Annotated in this window: 24 protein-coding genes; 16 read left to right on the forward strand and 8 right to left on the reverse strand. The window is 44.1% G+C overall.

The features are described 5' to 3' along the window. Positions 1–108: 108 nt before the first annotated feature. On the reverse strand, positions 109–411 hold the full coding sequence (locus tag NCCP2331_RS10825) for a hypothetical protein (RefSeq protein ID WP_251670598.1): 303 nt from the start codon (positions 409–411) through the stop codon (positions 109–111). A gap of 201 nt (positions 412–612) precedes the next feature. Here NCCP2331_RS10825 and NCCP2331_RS10830 point away from each other — a divergent pair, with 201 nt between their 5' ends. The 5 genes from NCCP2331_RS10830 to NCCP2331_RS10850 are packed head-to-tail and all read left to right on the forward strand — an operon-like array spanning position 613 to position 5069. Then, a complete protein-coding gene (locus tag NCCP2331_RS10830; RefSeq protein ID WP_194841016.1) occupies positions 613–1719 on the forward strand; it encodes an ABC transporter ATP-binding protein in 1107 nt (368 codons plus the stop codon). Beyond that, positions 1709–2533, forward strand: a complete 825-nt coding sequence (locus NCCP2331_RS10835; protein ID WP_251670601.1) for an ABC transporter permease — start codon at positions 1709–1711, stop codon at positions 2531–2533. The genes NCCP2331_RS10830 and NCCP2331_RS10835 overlap by 11 nt, the downstream gene beginning before the upstream one ends. Then, entirely contained in the window at positions 2517–3311 is a 795-nt protein-coding gene (locus NCCP2331_RS10840; protein WP_251670604.1) for an ABC transporter permease, read from the forward strand. The genes NCCP2331_RS10835 and NCCP2331_RS10840 overlap by 17 nt, the downstream gene beginning before the upstream one ends. Continuing rightward, entirely contained in the window at positions 3308–4381 is a 1074-nt protein-coding gene (locus NCCP2331_RS10845; RefSeq protein WP_153720568.1) for an ABC transporter substrate-binding protein, read from the forward strand. The genes NCCP2331_RS10840 and NCCP2331_RS10845 overlap by 4 nt, the downstream gene beginning before the upstream one ends. A gap of 28 nt (positions 4382–4409) precedes the next feature. Further along, positions 4410–5069 (forward strand): potassium channel family protein, encoded by a 660-nt coding sequence (locus tag NCCP2331_RS10850; RefSeq protein WP_153720567.1) that lies wholly within the window; start codon positions 4410–4412, stop codon positions 5067–5069. A 598-nt stretch (positions 5070–5667) separates the two neighbouring features. On the opposite strand, the gene rnjA is transcribed toward NCCP2331_RS10850, so the two are convergent. The 3 genes from rnjA to def all read right to left on the reverse strand — a co-directional run bounded on the left by rnjA (position 5668) and on the right by def (position 8347). Continuing rightward, positions 5668–7335, reverse strand: coding sequence for a ribonuclease J1 (gene rnjA, locus NCCP2331_RS10855; RefSeq protein WP_251670607.1), 1668 nt, complete (start codon positions 7333–7335; stop codon positions 5668–5670). A gap of 3 nt (positions 7336–7338) precedes the next feature. Beyond that, a complete protein-coding gene (locus NCCP2331_RS10860; protein ID WP_153720565.1) occupies positions 7339–7548 on the reverse strand; it encodes a DNA-dependent RNA polymerase subunit epsilon in 210 nt (69 codons plus the stop codon). 241 nt (positions 7549–7789) lie between these two features. Beyond that, positions 7790–8347: a peptide deformylase gene (def, locus tag NCCP2331_RS10865; protein WP_153720564.1), complete on the reverse strand. Its 558-nt coding sequence runs from the start codon at positions 8345–8347 to the stop codon at positions 7790–7792. Positions 8348–8453: 106 nt separating this feature from the next. Here def and NCCP2331_RS10870 point away from each other — a divergent pair, with 106 nt between their 5' ends. From NCCP2331_RS10870 to NCCP2331_RS10900, 7 genes are all read left to right on the forward strand, one after another. Next, positions 8454–9092, forward strand: coding sequence for a YkyA family protein (locus NCCP2331_RS10870; RefSeq protein ID WP_153720563.1), 639 nt, complete (start codon positions 8454–8456; stop codon positions 9090–9092). 275 nt (positions 9093–9367) lie between these two features. Next, on the forward strand, positions 9368–10483 hold the full coding sequence (gene pdhA, locus NCCP2331_RS10875) for a pyruvate dehydrogenase (acetyl-transferring) E1 component subunit alpha (protein WP_153720562.1): 1116 nt from the start codon (positions 9368–9370) through the stop codon (positions 10481–10483). A gap of 3 nt (positions 10484–10486) precedes the next feature. After that, the gene (locus NCCP2331_RS10880) at positions 10487–11464 is read left to right on the forward strand and encodes an alpha-ketoacid dehydrogenase subunit beta (protein WP_153720561.1); all 978 of its coding nucleotides are present in this window, start codon (positions 10487–10489) and stop codon (positions 11462–11464) included. Between the two features lie 72 nt (positions 11465–11536). Then, a complete protein-coding gene (locus tag NCCP2331_RS10885) occupies positions 11537–12913 on the forward strand; it encodes a dihydrolipoamide acetyltransferase family protein (RefSeq protein ID WP_153720560.1) in 1377 nt (458 codons plus the stop codon). A gap of 5 nt (positions 12914–12918) precedes the next feature. Then, positions 12919–14331 carry a dihydrolipoyl dehydrogenase gene (lpdA, locus tag NCCP2331_RS10890; protein WP_251670610.1) on the forward strand — a complete coding sequence of 471 codons (1413 nt, stop codon included), beginning with the start codon at positions 12919–12921 and terminating at the stop codon, positions 14329–14331. Positions 14332–14402: 71 nt separating this feature from the next. Then, a complete protein-coding gene (locus NCCP2331_RS10895) occupies positions 14403–15365 on the forward strand; it encodes an NAD(P)H-dependent flavin oxidoreductase (protein ID WP_251670613.1) in 963 nt (320 codons plus the stop codon). Positions 15366–15377: 12 nt separating this feature from the next. Further along, positions 15378–15650 carry a UPF0223 family protein gene (locus NCCP2331_RS10900; RefSeq protein ID WP_153720557.1) on the forward strand — a complete coding sequence of 91 codons (273 nt, stop codon included), beginning with the start codon at positions 15378–15380 and terminating at the stop codon, positions 15648–15650. A 38-nt stretch (positions 15651–15688) separates the two neighbouring features. Here the strand turns inward: NCCP2331_RS10900 and NCCP2331_RS10905 are convergent, their stop codons facing one another. Then, positions 15689–16336, reverse strand: coding sequence for a YktB family protein (locus NCCP2331_RS10905; protein ID WP_251670615.1), 648 nt, complete (start codon positions 16334–16336; stop codon positions 15689–15691). Positions 16337–16495: 159 nt separating this feature from the next. On the opposite strand from NCCP2331_RS10905, the gene NCCP2331_RS10910 reads away from it, so the two are divergent. Further along, a complete protein-coding gene (locus NCCP2331_RS10910) occupies positions 16496–16696 on the forward strand; it encodes a hypothetical protein (RefSeq protein ID WP_153720555.1) in 201 nt (66 codons plus the stop codon). Positions 16697–16852: 156 nt separating this feature from the next. Further along, a complete protein-coding gene (locus NCCP2331_RS10915) occupies positions 16853–17644 on the forward strand; it encodes an inositol monophosphatase family protein (RefSeq protein WP_251670618.1) in 792 nt (263 codons plus the stop codon). Positions 17645–17727: 83 nt separating this feature from the next. Here NCCP2331_RS10915 and NCCP2331_RS10920 read toward each other — a convergent pair whose 3' ends face one another. Beyond that, entirely contained in the window at positions 17728–17913 is a 186-nt protein-coding gene (locus NCCP2331_RS10920; RefSeq protein WP_153720553.1) for a YlaF family protein, read from the reverse strand. A 99-nt stretch (positions 17914–18012) separates the two neighbouring features. On the opposite strand from NCCP2331_RS10920, the gene typA reads away from it, so the two are divergent. Together typA and NCCP2331_RS10930 are read left to right on the forward strand one after the other, a co-directional pair. Next, the gene (gene typA, locus NCCP2331_RS10925) at positions 18013–19854 is read left to right on the forward strand and encodes a translational GTPase TypA (RefSeq protein ID WP_251670629.1); all 1842 of its coding nucleotides are present in this window, start codon (positions 18013–18015) and stop codon (positions 19852–19854) included. Between the two features lie 24 nt (positions 19855–19878). Next, positions 19879–20214 (forward strand): YlaH-like family protein, encoded by a 336-nt coding sequence (locus tag NCCP2331_RS10930; RefSeq protein ID WP_376776819.1) that lies wholly within the window; start codon positions 19879–19881, stop codon positions 20212–20214. Between the two features lie 1062 nt (positions 20215–21276). Here the strand turns inward: NCCP2331_RS10930 and NCCP2331_RS10935 are convergent. Beyond that, positions 21277–21480 (reverse strand): YlaI family protein, encoded by a 204-nt coding sequence (locus NCCP2331_RS10935; protein ID WP_153720550.1) that lies wholly within the window; start codon positions 21478–21480, stop codon positions 21277–21279. 13 nt (positions 21481–21493) lie between these two features. After that, positions 21494–21994, reverse strand: a complete 501-nt coding sequence (locus NCCP2331_RS10940; RefSeq protein WP_251670640.1) for a peptidyl-prolyl cis-trans isomerase — start codon at positions 21992–21994, stop codon at positions 21494–21496. Positions 21995–22021: the final 27 nt, after the last annotated feature.

Below are 22021 nucleotides of genomic sequence, written 5' to 3' on the forward strand. Positions count from 1 at the left end.
TATCAAATAATGAATCCAAATACAATTAGAATGACTTGAAGATAATAATTATTATTAAAAACAAGATAAAGTCTTATATGTAAAGGATTTGGGTAAACTATTTATAGTTTACTCAAAATCTTGTTGGCAGTCAGAAGGCTTTAAAGGACGTATTTGACACGTTTCGCAACTCGGATCACAAATCATCTCTCGCCACTCATCACAATCTTTACAATAACGTGCATCGAACTCATCGCTGTAATGAAGTGTCTCCATGCATTCAATACAATGAGAAGCCATTTCTTTCCATGTACGGATCTTATTATTATTCATCAGAAAAATTCCTTCAAGCTGATTTTCTCTTGTAGATGATTCTGATTTTCGATTCCGCTTGGCATCAGAGTCCAAATAAAAAAACAAGTGGTCTTCCAACTGAATCCCTCCTTAATAGATGGTTTCATTTTACTATGACATACGCGAAAAAACAATTTTCATGACCATATTCCTGCATCTAAATTTCGGCTGTAAAACAAGACTATATTTGCTTTAGCTGATAGTTTGTGTATAATGATTAGGTTTACAAGACTTCATATTGAAGTACTCGACTACATGTCACTGCAGGGAGGAATCATATTGACCAATCAACCGATTATTCGCTTTGAAAACGTTACAAAACGATACAACGAATCAACGACTGTTCTCGACCGCGTTTCATTTGAAATGGAGCGGGGGAAGTTCTATACATTGCTCGGGCCTTCAGGGTGCGGAAAAACAACTATTTTGCGCTTGATTGCAGGTTTCACGGAAGCAACAGACGGAAACATCTTCTTTAATGGAAAGAAAATTAATTCCGTGCCGGCAAATGAACGGCAAGTCAACACCGTATTCCAGGATTATGCACTGTTTCCTCATCTAAACGTTTATGAAAATGTCGCATTCGGTCTGCGCATAAAAAAAGTGAAAAAGAATGACATCGACCGCAGAGTAAAAGAGGCGCTTAAATTTGTTAACCTGGATGGCTATGAAAACCGCGAAATAACGGAAATGTCTGGCGGACAGCGTCAGCGGGTAGCGATTGCGCGTGCAATTATTAATGACCCTGAAGTCATTCTGCTGGATGAACCGCTGTCTGCGCTTGATCTGAAGCTTCGTTCCGCGATGCAGTATGAATTGCGTGAACTGCAGCAGCGCCTGGGGAAAACTTTCGTGTTTGTCACGCATGACCAGGAAGAAGCTCTTGCCATGTCAGATGAAATTTTTGTGATGAATAACGGGGAAATTCAGCAATCCGGAACCCCTATTGATATTTACGACGAACCGATCAACCGATTTGTTGCTGATTTCATTGGGGAATCAAATATTGTCAAGGGCAAGATTGTAGAAGATTATCTGGTGGAGTTTACAGGCAAGCAATTTCAATGTGTGGACGGCGGATTTTACCCGAATGAAAAAGTGGATATCGTGATCCGTCCGGAAGATTTGGAAATGACGACTGTCGAGCAGGGGAAGCTGAGTGTCACCGTGGATACGCAATTATTCAGAGGGGTCCATTACGAGCTGTCCACCTACGATGCGGACGGCAATGAGTGGCTTGTCCATTCCACGAAGCCTGCGGATGTCGGCACGATGATCGGCTTGGATTTTGCGCCGGTTGATATACACGTCATGCGTTTAAATGAATCGGAAGAAGATTTTGATGCGCGTCTTGAATCGTTTGGAGTGGCGGAAGATGAAGAATAATCCGCTGCGCTTTATATATGCCGTGCCGTATGCTGTGTGGATGCTGCTGTTTGTGCTCGCGCCGATAGCGGTTATTGTCTATTATTCCTTCTTTGATCTATCAGGAAATCTAACGCTCGGCAATTACCGCAACTTTTTCACGTCCGTCTATTTTAAGCTGACGATGAGTTCGTTCTGGTATGCCTTTTTGATTACCTTCTTCTCGTTGCTCATTTCGTATCCAACCGCTTATTTCTTAACGAAAACCAAGCACAAGCAGCTGTGGCTTTTGCTGATCATTATTCCTTCGTGGATTAATCTATTGCTGAAGACATATGCTTTCATCGGCCTGATGGGGCTGTACGGACCGATTAATGCTTTCTTGGATACAATAGGGATCGGCAGCCAGCAAATACTCTTTACTGATTTTAGTTTTGTTTTTGTCTCTGTCTACATATTTATTCCGTTTATGATTTTACCAATATTCAATTCGTTGGATAAAATAAATCCTGCGCTGCTGGATGCTTCAAAGGATCTGGGAGCGAATGCGTGGGTGACATTTAAGCGGGTGATCTGGCCGATGACGATTGACGGAGTGAAATCGGGCGTGCAGGTCGTATTCATACCGGCGCTCTCTTTGTTCATGATTACACGGCTGATCGCCGGGAATAAAGTAATTACACTCGGGACTGCGATTGAACAGCAGTTTCTGGTCACGCAGAACTGGGGAATGGGTTCAACGATCGCTGTATTCTTAATTATTTTCATGTTCTTAATCATGGTGCTGACATCCGGGAAAGAGAAAGGGGGCAATGCAAATGGGAAAGTTAAGTAATCTGCCGAAAATCTATCTGGCGGTTGTTTTCCTGATTTTGTATACGCCGATTTTCTATCTGATATATTACTCTTTCAATTCGGGCGGCGGCATGTCAAATTTTGAATCCTTTACGCTGGAACACTATCAGGCAGTATTTCAAGATACCCGCTTGTTGATCATTGTTATGAATACTGTCATTATCGCTTTACTGTCGGCATTGCTGTCTACAACGATTGGAGTGATCGGTGCACTTGCGATCTATTTCATGCGAAATAAATCCATGAGGCAGACGATCCTGTCACTCAATAATATTTTGATTGTCAGTCCTGATGTTATTATAGGGGCATCCTTCCTAATTTTATTCACTTTAATTGGCGTGAAACTCGGTTTCGCATCTGTACTGATTTCGCATATTGCGTTCAGTATTCCGATTGTAGTGATCATGGTGCTGCCGAAACTGCAGGAAATGAGTACAACATTGGTGGATGCCGCGCTCGATCTCGGAGCGTCGCGAAAAGACGTGCTGACCCGCGTTGTGCTTCCTTATATTAAGCCGGGGATTTTTGCGGGTTTCTTTTTAGCATTAACCTATTCATTGGATGATTTCGCGGTAACTTTCTTCGTGACGGGCAATGGTTTTTCTACACTGTCCGTAGAAATATACTCGATGGCACGTACAGGCATTACGCTGACGATTAATGCGCTGTCCGGCTTGATTTTCGTTATTACGATGGTCCTGGTGCTTGGTTATTATATGATCGGCAGCCGGAAAGCAGATCAGGGGGTGAAGCGATGAAAGGCCTTGTCAGCGGTGCTGCAGCAATCCTGCTCGTTTCTTTTGCCTTGCTGTTTACGAACTACCAGCTGGAACATAAAGCGGGGGGCGCCGGAAAAGATACGATTACGGTTTATAATTGGGGCGAGTATATCGATCCTGATCTTTTGAAGCAATTTGAAGAGCGGGAAGGCATCAAAGTCATTTATGAAACCTTTGATTCGAATGAAGGCATGATGGGGAAGATCGAACAGGGCGGAACCTCCTACGATCTATCGGTCCCTTCGGAGTATGCCGTTCAAATGATGGAGGACAGGGAATTGCTGATCCCTTTAGATTTCAGTAAGATTCCGAATATCAAAAATATCGATCCGTACTTTATGAACTTACCGTTTGATACGGACAATACGTACTCCATTCCTTACTTTTGGGGGACACTGGGCATTGCTTATAATCCGTCACTATTAGAAGGGCAGACGTTTGAAAGCTGGGAAAGCTTATGGGACGCCTCACTTCGCCAAAAACTCATCTTAGTCGACAGTGCGAGAGAAGTTATAGGCGTCGCATTAAATTCCTACGGTTATTCACTGAATTCCACAAGTCTGCAACAGTTAAAAGAGGCGACGGATAAACTGGAAACGATGGGACCGAATGTGAAAGCTGTAATTGGAGATGAAGTGACGCAGCTGATGATCAATAATGAAGCATCTGTCGCACTCACTTGGTCAGGTCAGGCAGCGGATATGATCTCGGAAAATGAAGACATCGATTATATTGTGCCGGAAGAAGGCTCTAATCTTTGGTTTGATAATATTGTTATACCGAAAACAGCAAAAAATATTGAAGGTGCTTATAAATTTATTAATTTCATGCTGGAGCCCGAAGTAGCTGCCCAGAATGCAGAGTATGTAGGTTATTCCACCCCTAATAAGGAAGCTCTTGCTTTTATGGATGAAGAAACGGTTACGGATGAACGTTTTTATCCGAATGAAGAGGCGAGGGAAAATCTCGAAGTGTATGAGAATTTAGGATTAGAGACGCTTGGCGTGTATAATGAGTTATTCCTGAAATTTAAAATGGGTTTGCGATAGCACAGATTTTGATGTGAGGAGCAATGTGATGAAAAAAGAATTCGTAGTGATCGGTCTCGGGCGGTTTGGCGGAAGCATCGTTAGAGAACTGATTGAACTGGAAGCAGATGTCATGGCAATTGATATTTCACAGGAACGTGTGGAGGAATATGCGAATATTGCTACACAGGCGGTCGCAGTAGATACAACAGATGAGGCGGCTTTACGGTCTTTAGGTATCCGGAATTTTGAGCATGTGGTTATTGCGATTGGTGAGAATATCCAGTCAAGTATTCTGACGACTCTTATCTTGAAGGAGATAGGTGTGCAGCGGATTACTGTAAAGGCACAAAATGATTATCATGAAAAAGTGCTGCGGAAAATCGGAGCAGACCAAGTTGTCCATCCTGAACGGGATATGGGGAAGCGGATTGCGAATAATCTGGTGTCCAATAATATTTTGGATTACCTGGAGCTGTCTGACGAGTATTCTATTGTGGAGATTCAGGCGAATAATTATATTGCAGGTTCTTCTTTGATTGATTTGGATATACGTGCAAAGTATGGGGTAAATATCGTCGCGATCAAGAGAGGCACCCATATATTGGTGTCACCGCAGGCGATTGAGCAGATCGAAGTGAATGATGTTTTGATCGTCATCGGTTCTGATTTGGACATTCACCGATTTGAGCGTAAGGCATTGCATTAAAGAATAGTAAGTGGTGAGAGACCGTTTCCCTGCGTTTCAGGCGGACGCTTTCGGGAGGGCCCTCGGTGAGCCAACTGGTCGCTTCTCTCCCTTTAGTTGTCTCATCCTATCGGGCTGATCCTCCCCGAGTCGCCGCCTTCCACTTCGGTACACTATGCAGGTGCTTTATACTTTTTGTGTGAGTAGGCAGTATGAGCATAACATCATAGACTATTACAATAGATTAAGTGTTTCATGCAAAACTTAGTACTCTGCAAAGGATTTGATTCTTGCGATTAATCCGATTACAAAATCGTGAAACCGGAATCACACCAACCAAACACGCACTCTGCAAATAAGCAATATGATATACATTCTCGATACCAGCGAAGGCGCAACTGCGGGGTTAGCCGTTGCCATGAGACAACTGGCGCGGTCTTTGCCAGCTGGCTCATGGTGTAAGGCAATCCCCCAGCGCCGAAGCGTGTTTAAACTGCAAACACGAACCCCATTCAAACTGCCTGCATAGTCGAGCAGCGGAATCACACCAATTCAATCCACACTATCTGAAAACACCAAAAAGCAAGTGCAAAAATGCACTTGCTTTTTGGTGTTTTATTTACAGTTCCATAATTACTGGAAGAATCATTGGCTTGCGTTTCGTTTTCTCGTAAAGATACGGAACCAGTGTATCAATAATTTCGCTCTTCAGCTGATTAACGGAGTCGGGCTTGCTTGCCAGTTTACGCTGCAATGTCTTGGACAGCATATACTGCGCTTCGTTGATCATCGCGCCGGACTCACGCATGTAAACGAATCCGCGGGAAATTAAATCAGGACCGGATACCAATCTGTTTTTCTTTGTATCAATAGTAGCTACGACAATGACCAATCCGTCTTCCGATAGAATACGGCGGTCGCGCAGTACCACGTTGCCGATATCTCCGATTCCGCTGCCGTCGATGTACACATCTCCGGAAGGTACACGGCCGGCAAGTCTTGCCGAATCATCAGTAAGAGCGAGCACATCGCCGTTCCCCATAATAAAGATATTATCAGGTTCAACATCACAATCAACGGCAAGTTCGGAGTGCATGCTCATCATCCGGTACTCGCCGTGAATCGGCATGAAGTACTTTGGCTTAATGAGACGCAGCATCAGTTTCTGCTCTTCCTGTGAACCGTGGCCTGACGTATGGATATTGTTCAGCGGCCCGTGAATTACTTCAGCGCCTGCACGGAACAGGGAGTTTATTGTTTTATTCACGCTGAGCGTGTTTCCTGGAATCGGAGATGAAGAAAAGATCACCGTATCTCCAGGCTGAATCTGCACTTGTCTGTGTGTGCCGTTCGCGATGCGTGACAGAGCGGCCATAGGTTCTCCCTGGCTTCCTGTACACAGAATCATGACTTTGTTGGCTGGCAGACGATTAAGTGACTGCGCATCTACGAACAGGTCTTTCGGTGCGTCGATGTAGCCAAGCTCTCTTCCGATTGTAATGGCGTTGTCCATGCTTCGTCCGAAGATTGCAACTTTGCGGTCGAAGTTCTGTGCTGCTTCAATTACTTGCTGCAGCCTGTGAATATTCGATGCAAACGTTGCAAAAATAATACGGCCGTCTACTGTACGGAAAATATCATTCAGACTTTCGCCGACTTTTCTTTCTGACATGGTGAAATTCGGGATTTCAGCGTTTGTACTATCAGACAGAAGGCAAAGCACGCCTTCACTGCCAATTTTCGCCATCTTATGCAAGTTGGCGGGTTCTCCGACAGGTGTAAAATCAAATTTAAAGTCTCCCGTATGCACAATGTTTCCGGATGGTGTCTTCACTACGACTCCATAAGCATCGGGAATACTGTGCGTCGTTCTGAAGAAAGAGACGGATGTTTTACGGAATTTAATAAAATCATCTTCCTCTATCTCATGAAGCTTTGTTGTGCGGAGCAATCCATGCTCTTCAAGTTTATTGCGCAGCAATCCAATCGCAAGTTTCCCGCCGTATACCGGGATATTTATCTTTTTCAAAAGATAAGGAATTCCGCCGATATGGTCTTCGTGCCCGTGTGTGATAAAAAGCCCTTTGATCTTGTCGACATTGCGCTCAAGATAGGTATAATCTGGAATGACATAGTCAATGCCCAGCAGTTCATCTTCAGGGAATTTGATTCCGGCATCAATGATGATGATTTCATCTTGGAATTGCACACAATACGTATTCTTACCGATTTCACCTAGTCCGCCCAGAGCGAAAACGGCTGTTTCATTATTTTTAATTGATTTCATAAATTAGACCTGCTCAACCTGGAAATGCGAAGAAGCTTGTTCGTACTCTAAATGCTCGCCTTCCAGCTTCTGAATAAATTCAATCATAATTTGGCGATCCTGCAGCTGATCACGCACTGCTTTCTCTGTTTCTGCTTCTACGTACAGGCTTTGTGTGTTTTCGCGGACTGGTACTTGGTGTACGTTTTCATGGTAATAAACTTTAAAGATCATAATGAACTCTCCTTTTTATCGTTCGATATAAGACATATTTTCAATAATAGCATTTAAATGCTTTAAAATAAAGAAAAGCCCACCAATTACTTGGCAGGCGTAAATATCTAAGCAATCGTCTTTTTACCGAGCAGGCCATTAAGTCGTCTAAGCAATTTGCGTTTCAGACGTTTATACATGGCGTCATCACTCCTTGACAAGACTATAGCATAATCTTGCTGTTCTGTCAAGGTTTTTTCCTTTACTCTCTCTCAAATGGGGAAGCTCCATCAATATCCTTATAAGGAGCGTTTTCATCAATATGGTCATAGAACATGATACCGTTCAAGTGATCCAGCTCGTGCTGGAATGCAATTGCAGGCAATCCTTTCAGTCGTTTTTTTATCGGGTTGCCTTCTTTATCAAACGCTTTGATGGTAATACGGGAATAGCGCGGTACATAACCTTCCACTTCACGATCTACAGACAGACAGCCTTCACCGGAAGACAGATACGTCTTTTCTACGGAATGACTGATGATCTTTGGATTGATGGCAATGAAGTTCGTCAGCGGCGGCTCTTCGTCCGGAATGTGCAGGGCGAAGACTCTCTTTGAGGCATTCACTTGCGGTGCCGCCAACCCGATGCCTGAGCGCAAGTTATATTTCTCGCAAAGCTCGTCATCCTGGCTGTTGACGATGTATTCAAGCAGATCATCGCATAATTGGCGGTCTTCTGTACTTAATGGAAAGGTCATCTCTTTTGCTTTTGCGCGCAATGCAGGGTGACCTTCACGTATAATGTCATTCATTAATATCATTTTAATTCTTCCCTTCGGATATGGTGAGTAGTATATAGTTTACACTAAGTATAAACGAAGCTGAAAAATGGGGAAAGAGAAATGTATGAGATAAATAGGAGGTTTTATGTTGAAAAAGATCATGCTGTTGCTATCTATAGCTTTACTGCTTGTCGCCTGCTCTGAAGAAACATCGGAGAAACAGCAGCTGACAGACGCGCTGGCGGCAATTAATGAAAAAGAATCGCAAAGTCTGAGCGTTGTAAAGAAGTTAAATCAACAGGAAGAGAAAGAACAAAAGATATTTACCCAGACAATGGAGCTTACGCAGGAACAATATCCTGAAGTGAAGAAGCAGGTCGCTTCATTAAAAAAATCGTCGGGGAACAGAATGGAAATGATAGAAAAGGAGGAAACGGCTCTCAGCGAAGCGAAGGATGAAACAAATGAAGTAGATGAATTGATGAAGGTGTTAAAACCAAAAGATAAGAAAACTGTGGACAAAATGCTGGGTACGCTAGAAGAACGATATATTTTGCATGAAAAATTCATAATGGATTATAAAAAACTCATCGATGCACAGACTCAGTTATACACTCAATTAGAAGATCGGGAAGTCCGTGCGAGTCAGCTGCAGAGGAAAGTGAAAGAAATAAATGGATTGGCTGTTGCCATTCAGCAGTCGATTGATGAGTTTAATGAATCAACCGCTGAAGTTAATCGGCTGGGAGCGCGTGTTTTAGAAAGTTTAGAAGAGGCTAAATAAGGAAAGTAAAAGTAGGGAGAGTGTTCCCTGCTTTTTTACGGAGTTCAGAGAAGTTGATATAACAAGAAAAATAGGGAATACGGTTGTGGTGTACCAATACAGAAGTGCAGTTGTCTTAGTACAGATTGTTTTTGTGAAACTATGATAAATGACGGAAACTCTATGATTACAATGGTTGACCGCGCGCTCAGTTTTGAGTATACTAAAAAATATACCACGTTGTATTCATTTTATTAGAAAACAATATAATACAGATATAAAGGAGAGAGTCAGATATGGTAGCTAAAAAAGGAAATCAATATGATCCGGTGAAAGCGCTTCAATTGATTGAAAGCCAATTTGAAATGGTACAAATTTTAAATGAAGAAGGAAAGATTGTGGATAAGGAGTTGGATCCGAAACTTTCTGACGACGAATTAGTCGAGTTGATGAACCGCATGGTCTATACAAGAATTCTGGATCAGCGCTCTATTTCATTGAACAGACAGGGCAGATTAGGTTTCTACGCACCTACTGCAGGTCAGGAAGCTTCACAGCTGGCATCTCAATACGTGTTGGAAAAAGATGATTTCATTCTTCCGGGATACCGCGATGTGCCTCAGCTCTTGTTCCACGGCTGGCCGTTAGAAATGGCATTCCTTTGGTCAAGAGGCCATTATGAAGGAAGCATCATTCCGGACGGGTTGAATATCTTCCCTCCGCAGATCATTATCGGCGCGCAATATATTCAGGCAGCGGGTGTGGGTCTAGGATTTAAGAAAAAAGGACAAAAATCAGTTGTTATCACTTATACAGGTGACGGCGGTACATCTCAGGGTGACTTCTATGAAGGATTGAACTTTGCGGGGGCATATAAAGTACCGGCAATCTTCATTATCCAGAATAACCAGTATGCGATTTCCACTCACCGCGACGTTCAGACTGCGGCTAAAACATTAGCACAAAAAGGTGTGGCGGCAGGCATGCCGAGTGTACTTGTAGACGGAATGGATCCGCTGGCAGTATATGTAGCAACCCGCGATGCAAGAGAGCGTGCAGTCAATGGCGACGGACCAACACTTATTGAGACTATGTGTTACCGCTACGGGCCACATACGATGGCAGGGGATGATCCGACGCGCTACCGTACTTCCGATATCGACGACGAATGGGAAAAGAAAGATCCGATCGTCCGTTTCAGAACGTATCTGGAAGAAAAGGGCATCTGGTCCAAAGAGGCAGAAGAAAAAGTGATTGAACGTGCAAAAGAAGAAATCAAAGAGGCGATCAAGAAAGCTGATGCAGCGCCTAAGCAAAAAGCAACGGACTTTATGAAAATCATGTATAAAGGCGATATGCCGTTTAACTTACAGGAACAAGCAGATAATTACGCTCGGAAGGAGTCGAATTGACCAATGGCACAGATGACAATGATTCAAGCGATCACAGATGCGCTTCGAACAGAACTGAAAAACGATGAAAAAGTCTTACTCTTCGGGGAGGACGTAGGCGCTAATGGGGGTGTCTTCCGGGCAACGGAAGGACTTCATAAAGAATTCGGGGAAGACCGCGTATTTGATACGCCGCTTGCAGAGTCCGGTATTGGCGGGCTTGCAATCGGTTTAGCATTAACCGGCTTCCGTCCGATTATGGAAATCCAATTCTTTGGCTTTTTATTCGAAGTACTGGATTCTGTCAGCGGCCAGATGGCGAGAATGAGCTTCAGAACAGGCGGCCATTTCAACGCGCCAGTTACGATCCGTGCGCCATTTGGCGGCGGTGTGGCGACTCCTGAAATGCACGCGGACAGTCTCGAAGGAATTGTCGCTTCACAGCCGGGTCTGACGGTAGTCATTCCTTCAACTCCTTACGACGCAAAAGGATTGCTCATTTCGGCAATTAAAGATGATAATCCGGTAATTTTCTTGGAACATATGAAATTATACCGTTCATTCAGACAGGAAGTTCCTGAAGAAGAGTATACGATTCCTCTAGGAAAAGCTGATGTCAAGCGCGAAGGAAACGATTTGACGATTATTGCATACGGTGCGATGGTTCAGGAAAGTCTGAAAGCGGCAGAAGCATTGGAAAAAGAAGATTACTCGGTTGAAGTAATTGACTTGCGTACGATCCAGCCGTTAGACGTAGAAACTATCATCAAATCAGTAGAAAAAACGAACCGTGCGATCGTCGTGCAGGAAGCGCAGCGCCAAGCGGGAATCGCAGCGAATGTCGTGGCAGAAATTACAGAACGCGCAATCCTAAGTTTAGAAGCACCTGTTTTACGGGTAACAGCTCCAGATACAGTGTATCCATTTGCTGCCGGTGAAAGTACTTGGCTGCCAAATGCGAAAGATATTGCAGCGAAAGCTAAAGAAGTCCTAACATTTTAATTGAGTCCGGTGTTCATTTCGAATGAAGTTGATTTGAAATGAATGCCGGATATTACAGAAAGGGTGAATTACGTGACCTATGAATTTCGTTTACCAGACATTGGAGAAGGTATACATGAAGGAGAGATCGTAAAATGGTTTGTGAAACCGGGCGATACGATCCAGGAAGATGACACGCTGTTAGAGGTACAAAATGATAAAGCAGTTGTGGAAATCCCGTCCCCTGTTTCAGGGACTATCGAAGAAATCTATGTCAGCGAAGGTACGGTGGCGGTAGTCGGAGACAAGTTAGTTCGTTTCGACGCGCCGGATCATGATATCCCTGACCATGAAGACGACGAGAGTGCGGATTCATCTTCAGAAGAAGCCAGTGCAGAAAAATCACATGAACAGGTGCAAGAAACAGCTGGTGTGGAAGGGGCTAAGAAACCTGAACAGCCTGCAGATGACAAACCGTCTGCTGGGCCGAAGAAGGAAACAGCTTCAACACCTGCAGAGAGTCCAGATGAAAACCGCAGAGTGATTGCGATGCCTTCTGTGCGTAAATACGCGCGAGAGCAAGATGTCATGATTGTGCAAGTTGCAGGCAGCGGAAAAAATGGCCGTGTACTGAAAGAAGATATCGATACATTCAAGGCTGGCGGACAGCAGCAGCCGGCAACTGAAAATGTGGAAATTCAGGAAGCAGCGGAGCAGACAGGTGGAGAAACGTCAACTCCGAAACAACAACCTGTTTTTGAAGGTGAATTCCCTGAAACTCGCGAAAAGCTTTCGCCGATGCGCAAAGCGATCTCGAAAGCCATGTCGAATTCAAAACATACAGCGGCTCACGTTACATTACTCGATGAAGTCGATGTGACAGCGCTTGTTGCGCACCGCAAAGAATTCAAGGCAATTGCAGCAGAGCGCGATATTAAATTAACATACTTGCCGTATGTAGTGAAAGCGCTGGTTGCGACTTTGCGTGAATTCCCGCAATTGAATACGTCACTTGACGACGCAACAGAAGAATTGATTCAGAAACATTACTACAATATCGGGATCGCTGCAGATACTGACCGCGGCCTAATGGTGCCGGTCGTGAAAAATGCAGATCGCAAATCCGTATTCCATATTTCAAATGAAGTGAATGAATTGGCTGGAAAAGCGCGTGACGGGAAACTTCAGGCAGCAGAAATGAAGGGTGCATCCTGTACCATCACGAATATCGGTTCTGCCGGCGGACTTTGGTTCACACCGATTATTAATCACCCTGAAGTAGCCATTTTAGGTGTCGGAAGAATATCTGAAAAACCTGTAGTAAAAAATGGTGAAATTACAGCAGCACCTATGTTAGCATTATCTTTGGTATTCGATCACCGAGTAATTGATGGCGTAACGGGACAATTAGCGTTAAACTATCTTAAGGAATTACTAGGTAATCCATCACTTTTATTAATGGAGGCGTAAAGCACATGGTAGTAGGAGATTTTCCAATTGAAGTAGATACACTCGTAGTAGGTTCAGGCCCGGGAGGATATGTTGCAGCAATCCGCGCAGCGCAACTTGGACAGAAAGTAACGATTGTAGAAAAAAATACGATTGGCGGCGTTTGTTTAAACGTTGGCTGTATTCCGTCCAAAGCATTGATTTCTGTTGGGCACCGTTTCGTGGCAGCTCAAGATTCTGATGCTATGGGAATCACTGCTGAATCTGTCAAACTGGATTTTTCTAAAGCAATGAAGTTTAAAGAAAGCGTAGTTTCTAAATTGACAGGCGGCGTTTCAGGTTTGTTAAAAGGTAATAAAGTGGAAACAGTAGAAGGCGAAGCATATTTTGTTGATGCGAATACTGTACGAGTTATGACAGATAAATCTGCTCAGACATATAAATTCAATAACGTGATCATCGCAACTGGTGCACGTCCTGTTGAAATTCCATCTTTCAAATTCACTGACCGTGTAATCAATTCTACAGGCGCGCTAGCTTTAAAAGAACTTCCTAAAAAGCTAGTCGTTGTCGGCGGCGGTTATATCGGAACTGAGCTGGGTTCTGCTTATGCAAACCTTGGTTCTGAAGTTACGATTCTTGAAGGTGCTGACGATATTCTTGCAGGCTTTGAAAAACAAATGACACAAATTGTGAAAAAAGGCCTGAAGAAAAAAGGCGTTGAAGTAGTTGTAAAAGCATCTGCTAAAGGCGTTGAAGAAACAAAAGACGGCGTCATCGTAACGTATGAAGCTAAAGGCGAAGAAGTGAAAGTGGAAGCGGACTATTGTTTAGTAACAGTCGGCCGCCGTCCGAACACAGACGAAATTGGTCTCGAAGGACTAGGCTTGAATATGTCTGACCGCGGTCTTATCGAAGTAGACAAGCAGTGCCGTACAAATGTGCCGAATGTCTATGCAATCGGTGATATTGTAGCGGGTCCTCAGCTGGCGCACAAAGCTTCTTATGAGGCGAAAGTGGCTGCTGAAGCTATTGCAGGAGAAAAATCGGAAGTGGACTACATGGCAATTCCTGCTGTCTGCTTTACAGATCCGGAACTTGCGACTGTCGGCTTGAATGAAAAACAGGCTAAAGATGAAGGTTATGACGTAGTGAGCGGTAAATTCCCGTTCGCAGCAAACGGCCGTGCACTTTCATTGGATGCAACAGAAGGCTTCGTGAAGCTGGTTGCACGCAAGGAAGACGGGCTGCTTCTGGGCGCACAAATCGTTGGGGAAAATGCATCTGACATGATTGCTGAAATGGGCTTAGCCATTGAAGCGGGCATGACACTTGAAGATGTATCCATGACGATCCACGCACACCCAACATTAGGTGAGATTTCCATGGAAGCAGCTGAAGTTGCTCTTGGAAAGCCGATCCACATGATGACAAAATAAAACAGCATGATATCACAGCCCATGGGAAACATTTCTCATGGGTTGTTTTTCAATGGAAAAGGAGAGAGGCCTTGAACTGGAATACGAGAGTGACAGAGTTATTTGGAATTGACTATCCGATTGTACAAGGAGGACTTGCCTACTTAGCATATGCTGATCTTGCTGCGGCGGTATCTGAAGCCGGCGGGCTGGGGCAGATTACGGCTATGAGTCTGCCTTCTCCAGAAGCATTAAAGCAGGAGATTCATAAAGTGCGTCAGAAGACTGACAGGCCATTTGGTGTAAATTTCGCAATCGGCAATCATGGAAGATCATTTGAAGCGATGGTGGAAGTGGCACTGGAAGAAAATATCGAGATCATTTCTGTGACCGGCGGAAATCCTGCACCTTTATTTGATATGCTGAAAGGAACCTCGGTGAAAAAACTGGTCCTGACAGCCTCCAGGAGACAGGCGCAAAAAGCGGAAGAGATTGGGGCGGACGCTGTCATTGCGGTTGGTCAGGAAGGCGGTGGCCATCTTGGACGCGATGACGTCGGCACGATGGTTCTGATTCCGCGTATTGTGGACGTTGTAAGCATTCCAGTAATTGGTTCAGGCGGGATTGGTGACGGACGCGGCTGGATGGCGGCACAGGCGTTAGGTGCTGAGGGTATTGAGATGGGTACACGTTTCATTGCAACTAAAGAGTGCGTCGATGCTTCCCCGGCTTACATCGAAGCGCTGCTGGCCTGCACTGAGACAGATACCGCTGTGATCAAGCGGACAATCGGCGCGCCTGCACGTGCTCTTTCAAATGAGTGGACATCAAAGATTTTACAACTGGAATCTGAAGACGCGGGTTATGAAGGATTAAAAGATTATATTAGTGGAGAAGCTAACTGTAAATTTATTCATGAAGGATCTGAACAAGATGGGTTCGGCTGGGCCGGTCAAGTTACAGGTATGATAAAAGACGTCCCGACAGTTGCGGAACTGTTTGCCCGGATGTGCAGTGAAGCTGAAGCGGTGCGGAAAAAATGGAGCGAAGGATAAGGAGGTCAATAGATGGCAGAGTATCAATATCCGCTTCGTGCGGATTGGTCGACTGACGAAGTGGTTGCAGTTATCGATTTTTTCAACCAGGTAGAGAAGGCATATGAATCTTCTGTTGATCGGGAAGATTTTATGAAACACTATCGATTATTTAAAAAAGTGGTTCCCTCAATGGCAGAGGAAAAAACGATCTGCAAAGAGTTTGAAGACAGCAGTGGATATGTTGCTTTCCGAGTGGTGAAACTTGCGAAGGAAAGCGTGTCCGGTGATCAGTTGAAAATATAAAAAAACGATGACCTGGAAAATTTCCGGTCATCGTTTTTTCATTTCAATGAATAGCAATCGGAAGAATGGATTACTATATCATAAATTGGAAGTAAGCGATTGAAAGTTTCATCCGCATAGCGATAAAACTCTTCCTCTGTCATTTTGACTGCTTGTTCTTCGGGCAGATGGCGTCCTACAAGAAATTCTGCTTTTTTGACAGTCTGCAGACGCTCGAGAATTTTCTCGAGGCCTTCTCTGCCTGTGTCGCTGATTGTCTCTGCTTCCGGCTTCATATGATCTCCGGAAACAATAAAATCTTCGGGCAGGGAAAGAAGTTCATCCAAATTCTTTTCCAGTCGTTCGGCAATTCCTTTTTTATCAGGATTTTCATAAATAATTGCCAGAACGATGAATAAATGAGTGCCCCATAAGCCAATCTGAAAGTGAGGCAGCGCTTTATATCCTCTCTTGGCAGGAGCGAAAGCGACCCAGCTATCTTTAGGCGGATTTACTGTCCGTCTGGCATGTTTAGCGACGTGCGGGAAAAATTCTCCCTTCCCATGCGCAGAAAGGTGGTGTGAAAAATGATTTCCCAAATCTCTGAACTTCGGCTGAATCTTTTCCTGCAGCGCCTCCATCCGATATTCCAGACCATGAATCGAAAAAACATCAAAATCACTTGCGTTCCAATACGTTCTAGTCAATAAAATTCTCCTCCAGTTTGTAATGTCTACGTTTATCTTATCAATAAACGGGGAATAATTTAAAATAACAAGGCTTCTAACCACTTAAAGTCGGAATTTTCACATACCTTATTATAAGCCGGTTAGTTCAGCTAAAACTAATTAAAGGGGTGCTTACTCATGAAACAAGTCGTTCATTTTATTCGTAAAGAAGATGTGGAAAGAGAATATCTCCGGACGCTGCATTTGGAACTTGATTACGAATTAGCTACTCTGTATGATGCATTGCAGGAAGAAGACACGAAACAAGTCGAGAAAAGTAAAGAGCGTTTGGCGGAGATTCATAATGAGCTGGAGACTTTAGATGTTTTCACAGCGTGAGAGTCCATCATTAGTAAGAGGCATCCCTCATTTACTTCAGAATTGAAGAAAATGTGACGGGATGCCTTTTTACTTAATCAGGTGTAACCGTTTTCTCTTTTGTTCCTTCTGCTCTATGTTATACTAGCACTAGTCGGAATGGGAAGAGGTGGCAAGATGAATCTTAATGCAATCGATCGCTATGCAAAATCGTTGATAAAAGAAGCTGGCCACAAAATACGTGTGTCCTTTTTTAATACGATAGATATCGATTCAAAGTCTGATGCTAACGATTTAGTAACGAATATCGATAAAGAAGTGGAACGTTTCTTCATTGAACGGGTAAAGGAAGACTTTCCTGATCACAAAATTGTATCAGAAGAAGGATTTGGAGATCGAATTTCTTCATTGGATGGAACGGTGTGGTTTTTGGACCCGATTGACGGAACCATGAACTTTATCCATCAAAAAAGGAATTTTGCGATTTCATTGGGGATTTATGTAGACGGCGTGGGGATGCTGGGTTACATATATGATGTGATGGCGGACGATTTATACCACGCAGCAAAAAACGAAGGTGCCTACTTTAACGACGAGCGGCTTCCGCAGCTGGAAATCACACCTCTCGAAGAAGCGGTGATCGGTATCAATGCGAGCTGGGTAGCGCCGAATGCAAAAGTGGATAATGATAAGATTATTCAATTGGTCACTCGCTGCAGGGGGACACGTTCATACGGTTCAGCGGCAATTGAGCTGGCTTACGTTTCATCTGGAAGAATTGATGCATATATTTCCATGCGCTTGGCGCCGTGGGATATAGCGGGGGGCATCGTCATTGCGCAGGAAGTCGGGGCGCTGGCTACAAACTTGCAGGGGGAAGCACCGCATTTACTTGGAACGGACTCATTTATTGTGACACGTCCTAACTTGCATAAAGAAATATTGACAAATTATATCCGACTAAAATAAAAAAGGGGCTGTTTGTTAAACCGATGCGGTTTAATTTGCAGTCCCTTTACCTATATTTCGGCAAAATTGTATATAATAGGAGCTTATAGAGTTCCTTCGCGACGCATGCGGGCTTTTGTTTTAAATCCATTACCCATAATTAAGACGAGGGCAACGATGGCAAGAACGACAAGTAAAATGCTGCGCATGCCTATTCCAACGCCGATTGCAGACATAGACAAAACAGCTGCAAGTGAATAGATTACGAAAATCCACTTAATGTTTTTCAAAAAAATCCCTCCAAATAAAATTAAATATTATTGAATTGTACTATCTTGTGCTATAATAACACAGTTGAACATCTGAAAAAAGATAAACGGAGTGAAAAAATGACAAACGAGCGTACAGATCTTAGAAATATAGCAATTATCGCCCACGTAGACCACGGTAAAACTACTTTAGTTGACCAGCTGTTAAAACAATCAGGTATTTTCCGATCAAATGAGCACGTGGAAGAGCGAGCAATGGATTCCAATGAGTTGGAACGTGAGCGCGGAATAACGATTCTAGCTAAAAACACAGCTATTGAATATAAAGGTACAAAAATCAATATTATGGATACACCTGGACACGCGGACTTCGGTGGAGAAGTTGAACGGATCTTGCGCATGGTAGACGGCGTGATCCTTGTTGTCGATTCTTTTGAAGGTTGTATGCCTCAAACTCGTTTCGTACTGAAGAAAGCACTTGAAACGAATTTGAAGCCAATCGTCGTCGTTAATAAAATTGACCGCGACTTTGCACGTCCTGAAGAAGTAGTAGATGAAGTGTTAGAATTATTCATCGAGCTGGATGCAAACGATGAGCAATTGGAATTCCCTGTTGTATATGCATCAGGATTTAACGGAACAGCAAGTCTGTCACCGGATCCAGCTGCACAAGAAGACACGCTTCGTGTTCTTTATGATTCCATCTTAGAAAATATTCCGGCACCTGTTGATAACCGCGAAGAGCCGTTGCAGTTCCAGGTATCACTTTTGGATTACAATGACTATGTTGGACGTATCGGTATCGGACGTATTTTCCGTGGTACAATGAAAGTTGGAGAACAAGTTTCCGTTTTGAAACGTGACGGTTCTGTGAAAAACCTTCGAGTAACCAAATTATATGGCTTTATGGGCCTTAAAAGAGTAGAAGTTGAAGAAGCTTATGCAGGAGATTTGGTTGCCGTTTCAGGTATGGGTAATATTGACGTTGGAGAGACGGTTTGCCCAACTGATCATCCGGAAGCTCTTCCGGAACTTCACGTTGATGAGCCGACACTTCAAATGCGTTTCTTAGTAAACAACAGCCCTTTTGCAGGTCGCGAAGGTAAATGGGTAACAGCGCGTAAAATTCAGGAGCGTTTAGATCAGCAGTTGGAGACAGATGTTTCTTTACGTGTAGATCAAACAGATTCTCCGGATGAATGGATAGTTTCAGGACGCGGTGAGCTGCATTTGTCAATATTAATTGAAAACATGCGCCGTGAAGGATTCGAACTTCAGGTATCTAAACCGCAAGTTATCATCCGAGATATTGATGGTGTCCGTTCAGAACCATTTGAACGTGTACAAATTGATATACCGGAAGAGCACACAGGCTCAATCATTGAGTCTATCGGTGAGCGTAAAGGTGAAATGATTGACATGATCAATAACGGAAATGGACAAGTTCGTCTGATTTTCTTAGTGCCTGCACGCGGATTGATTGGTTATACAACAGAATTCCTTACACTAACTCGCGGCTATGGTATTTTGAATCATACATTTGATTGCTATAAGCCAGTAACATCAGGTAAAATTGGCGGGCGCCGTCATGGAGTTCTTGTTTCCATGGAAAACGGAACAGTTACAGGGTATGGTGTGATGCAGCTGGAAGACCGAGGTACCATGTTTGTTGAAACGGGTGCTGAGATCTATGCGGGTATGGTAGTTGGAGAAAGTAACCGCGACAGCGACTTGACGATCAACTTGACAAAAGTCAAGCATGCGACAAACGTTCGTTCCGCTACGAAAGACCAGACGGTTACAACGAAAAAACCTCGTATTATGTCACTTGAAGAGGCACTCCAGTATATTGGGGACGACGAGTATTGTGAAATTACGCCACAAACGATCCGTTTACGCAAGAAGGTTCTTGATAAGAGTGAACGTGACCGTGCAAATAAAAGAAAAAAACTTGGCGAATAATATAGATAGAAGGGAATGTATGGAATGAGAGTAGAGGATTCAGAGATGGTCTACAATCGGATGTCCGGAATTGCGCGTATGGTTTATGAACTGGCGCCTAATTTCGACGTAGCCGGCTATATTCTGTTGGCCCTCATTTTCATCATGTCTGCTATTGTGTACAAGCTTGGTTTTGCAAAAAAGATCAGCTTTTGGCAGAACGCGGTTATATATACGTTTTTATTTATTGGCTGCCTAGTGCTGACGTTTTTAGCTTTTTTCCTTCCGATCGTGGAAGGCTTGATCGTCGCCGCTGCCATTCTGATTATTTACCGCGTACGCCGAATGAACGAATACAAGAAAGACTCCGCTGTGCAATAACAGCGGAGTTTTTTTGTGCTTCCGTTTCTCGACTTTGCGGGCAGTTTGAATGAAGTGTGTGTTGTGTTTGCAGTTTAAATACGCTGCGGCGCTGGGGGATTGCCTTACGCCATGAGCCTGGTGGCGGAGAGTGCGGCTATCTGCCAAAGAAGGTTGGCGGATGATCATAGTATCCGCTCAAGCGCTCATAGTCCAGTCTCAACCGCTCATACACACCTGCCCTGTGATCATTCGGCTCGGCCGCGTGATCATAAAGCATCTCGTTGTGATCATTGAACCGGCTTCCGCGCTCATAGCCGCTCTGCAGTTGCGCCTGAGCTGGTATGTGGAATGCAGGGCATGGGCAGCTATTCGGTATGTTGTGGATTTAGTTGGTATGGTGTGGTTTCGTTTCTCGACTTTGCAAGCAGTTTGACTGAGGTGTGTGTTTGCAGTTTAAACCCGCTTCGGCGCTGGGGGATGGCCTTACGCTATGAGCCTACTGGCGAAGAGCATGCCAGCAGTCTCATAGCAACGGCCGACCCCGCAGTTGCGCCTACGCTGGCGTGGGGAATGTATGACATGCTGCTTTTTTGCAGGGTACAAGTTTAATTGGTCTGTTTTCGTTTCTTGACTTTGCAACCGCATGAATCACAGTGATCTGCACCCTTGGTTAATCTGAAGTATTGCATGAACGCCATATCAAATATAAAAGTCATAGACAGCATGCTCATACTGCTAACCACATAAAAAGTCCTGAAATACCAGCCAGTGTACCGAAGTGGAAGACGGCGACTCCGGGAGGATCAGCCCGACAGGTGAGCCGACTTGGGGGAGCGAAAGCCTTTACGAAGAAAGGCTTTTGCGAATAAAAGCGTAGCGTTATGAGCACAGTTTGCCTTAATTTTTGCAAAGACCGCAGAAATACGGCAAAGCGAACCCTTCGCTGTTCGCTTGGCTCACCGCGGGCCCTCCGGAACGCGTCCGTCTGTAACGCAGGGAAACGGTATCTCAACTACAACCCATTATTATTTTTTAATTAAAAACTCCGCTGCACAAAACCTGCACAGCGGAGTTTACCTATTAAAAATCCTTTTCAGTTAAATGGGAACTCCGGTAGAAGATGAAGTTGCCTGTTGCTAACCGTGCTTCTGTCTTTTCACTGATGCGCTCTCGGCAGGAAGGGCACATATACGTATGGATCGGCTTGTTTCTCAGCTTTTTAGCAAGAGGATCGCCATCTTCTAACTGATTGATTTGGTCGCACAGGACGCACTTGACACGCATGCGGTCATCTCCTTCAATCCACTTGGATCGCTTGCACATTACGAATCGGTGACTCTCTGTTCGACCCGTCTCTGAGCAGTACATGGACAGGCCCGTCTTCGCGCAGAGGCTTGCCTTCATGACTGAACTTGAAAAGTATGTCAGCTGATTCCGACAGTGGATACGTGTATTTTTCATTGTCTTTAGTAATAATTGTAAATGTTTTAGCACCGGCATTCGGCTCCGCGTTATTAATAAACGGCTCCAGAACAATTGCGAAGCTGCCGGTCAGCATCTTATCCTTCTCATAACGTTTTTCACTCTTTAACGTTGGAGGGTAAGTGGCCCCTTCCATAATTTCTCTCGACCAGTGCTTGCCCATTTTTTCTTTATACTCTTCCATTTCATCGCGTTCCACGAAATCTTCCGTAAAGAAAACGTCCAGATCTATACGGCGGTCGTCAAAAATCCAAACCGTCGGATCCAAAGTAATCGAATGTTTTACATTTCCTGTGATAGGTACGATAAATTCCAAAATACTTCCCCCTAAATCATAATCAAC

The sequence above is a fragment of the Sporosarcina sp. NCCP-2331 genome (assembly GCF_023707945.1).
GTDB classification, from domain to species: domain Bacteria; phylum Bacillota; class Bacilli; order Bacillales_A; family Planococcaceae; genus Sporosarcina; species Sporosarcina cascadiensis.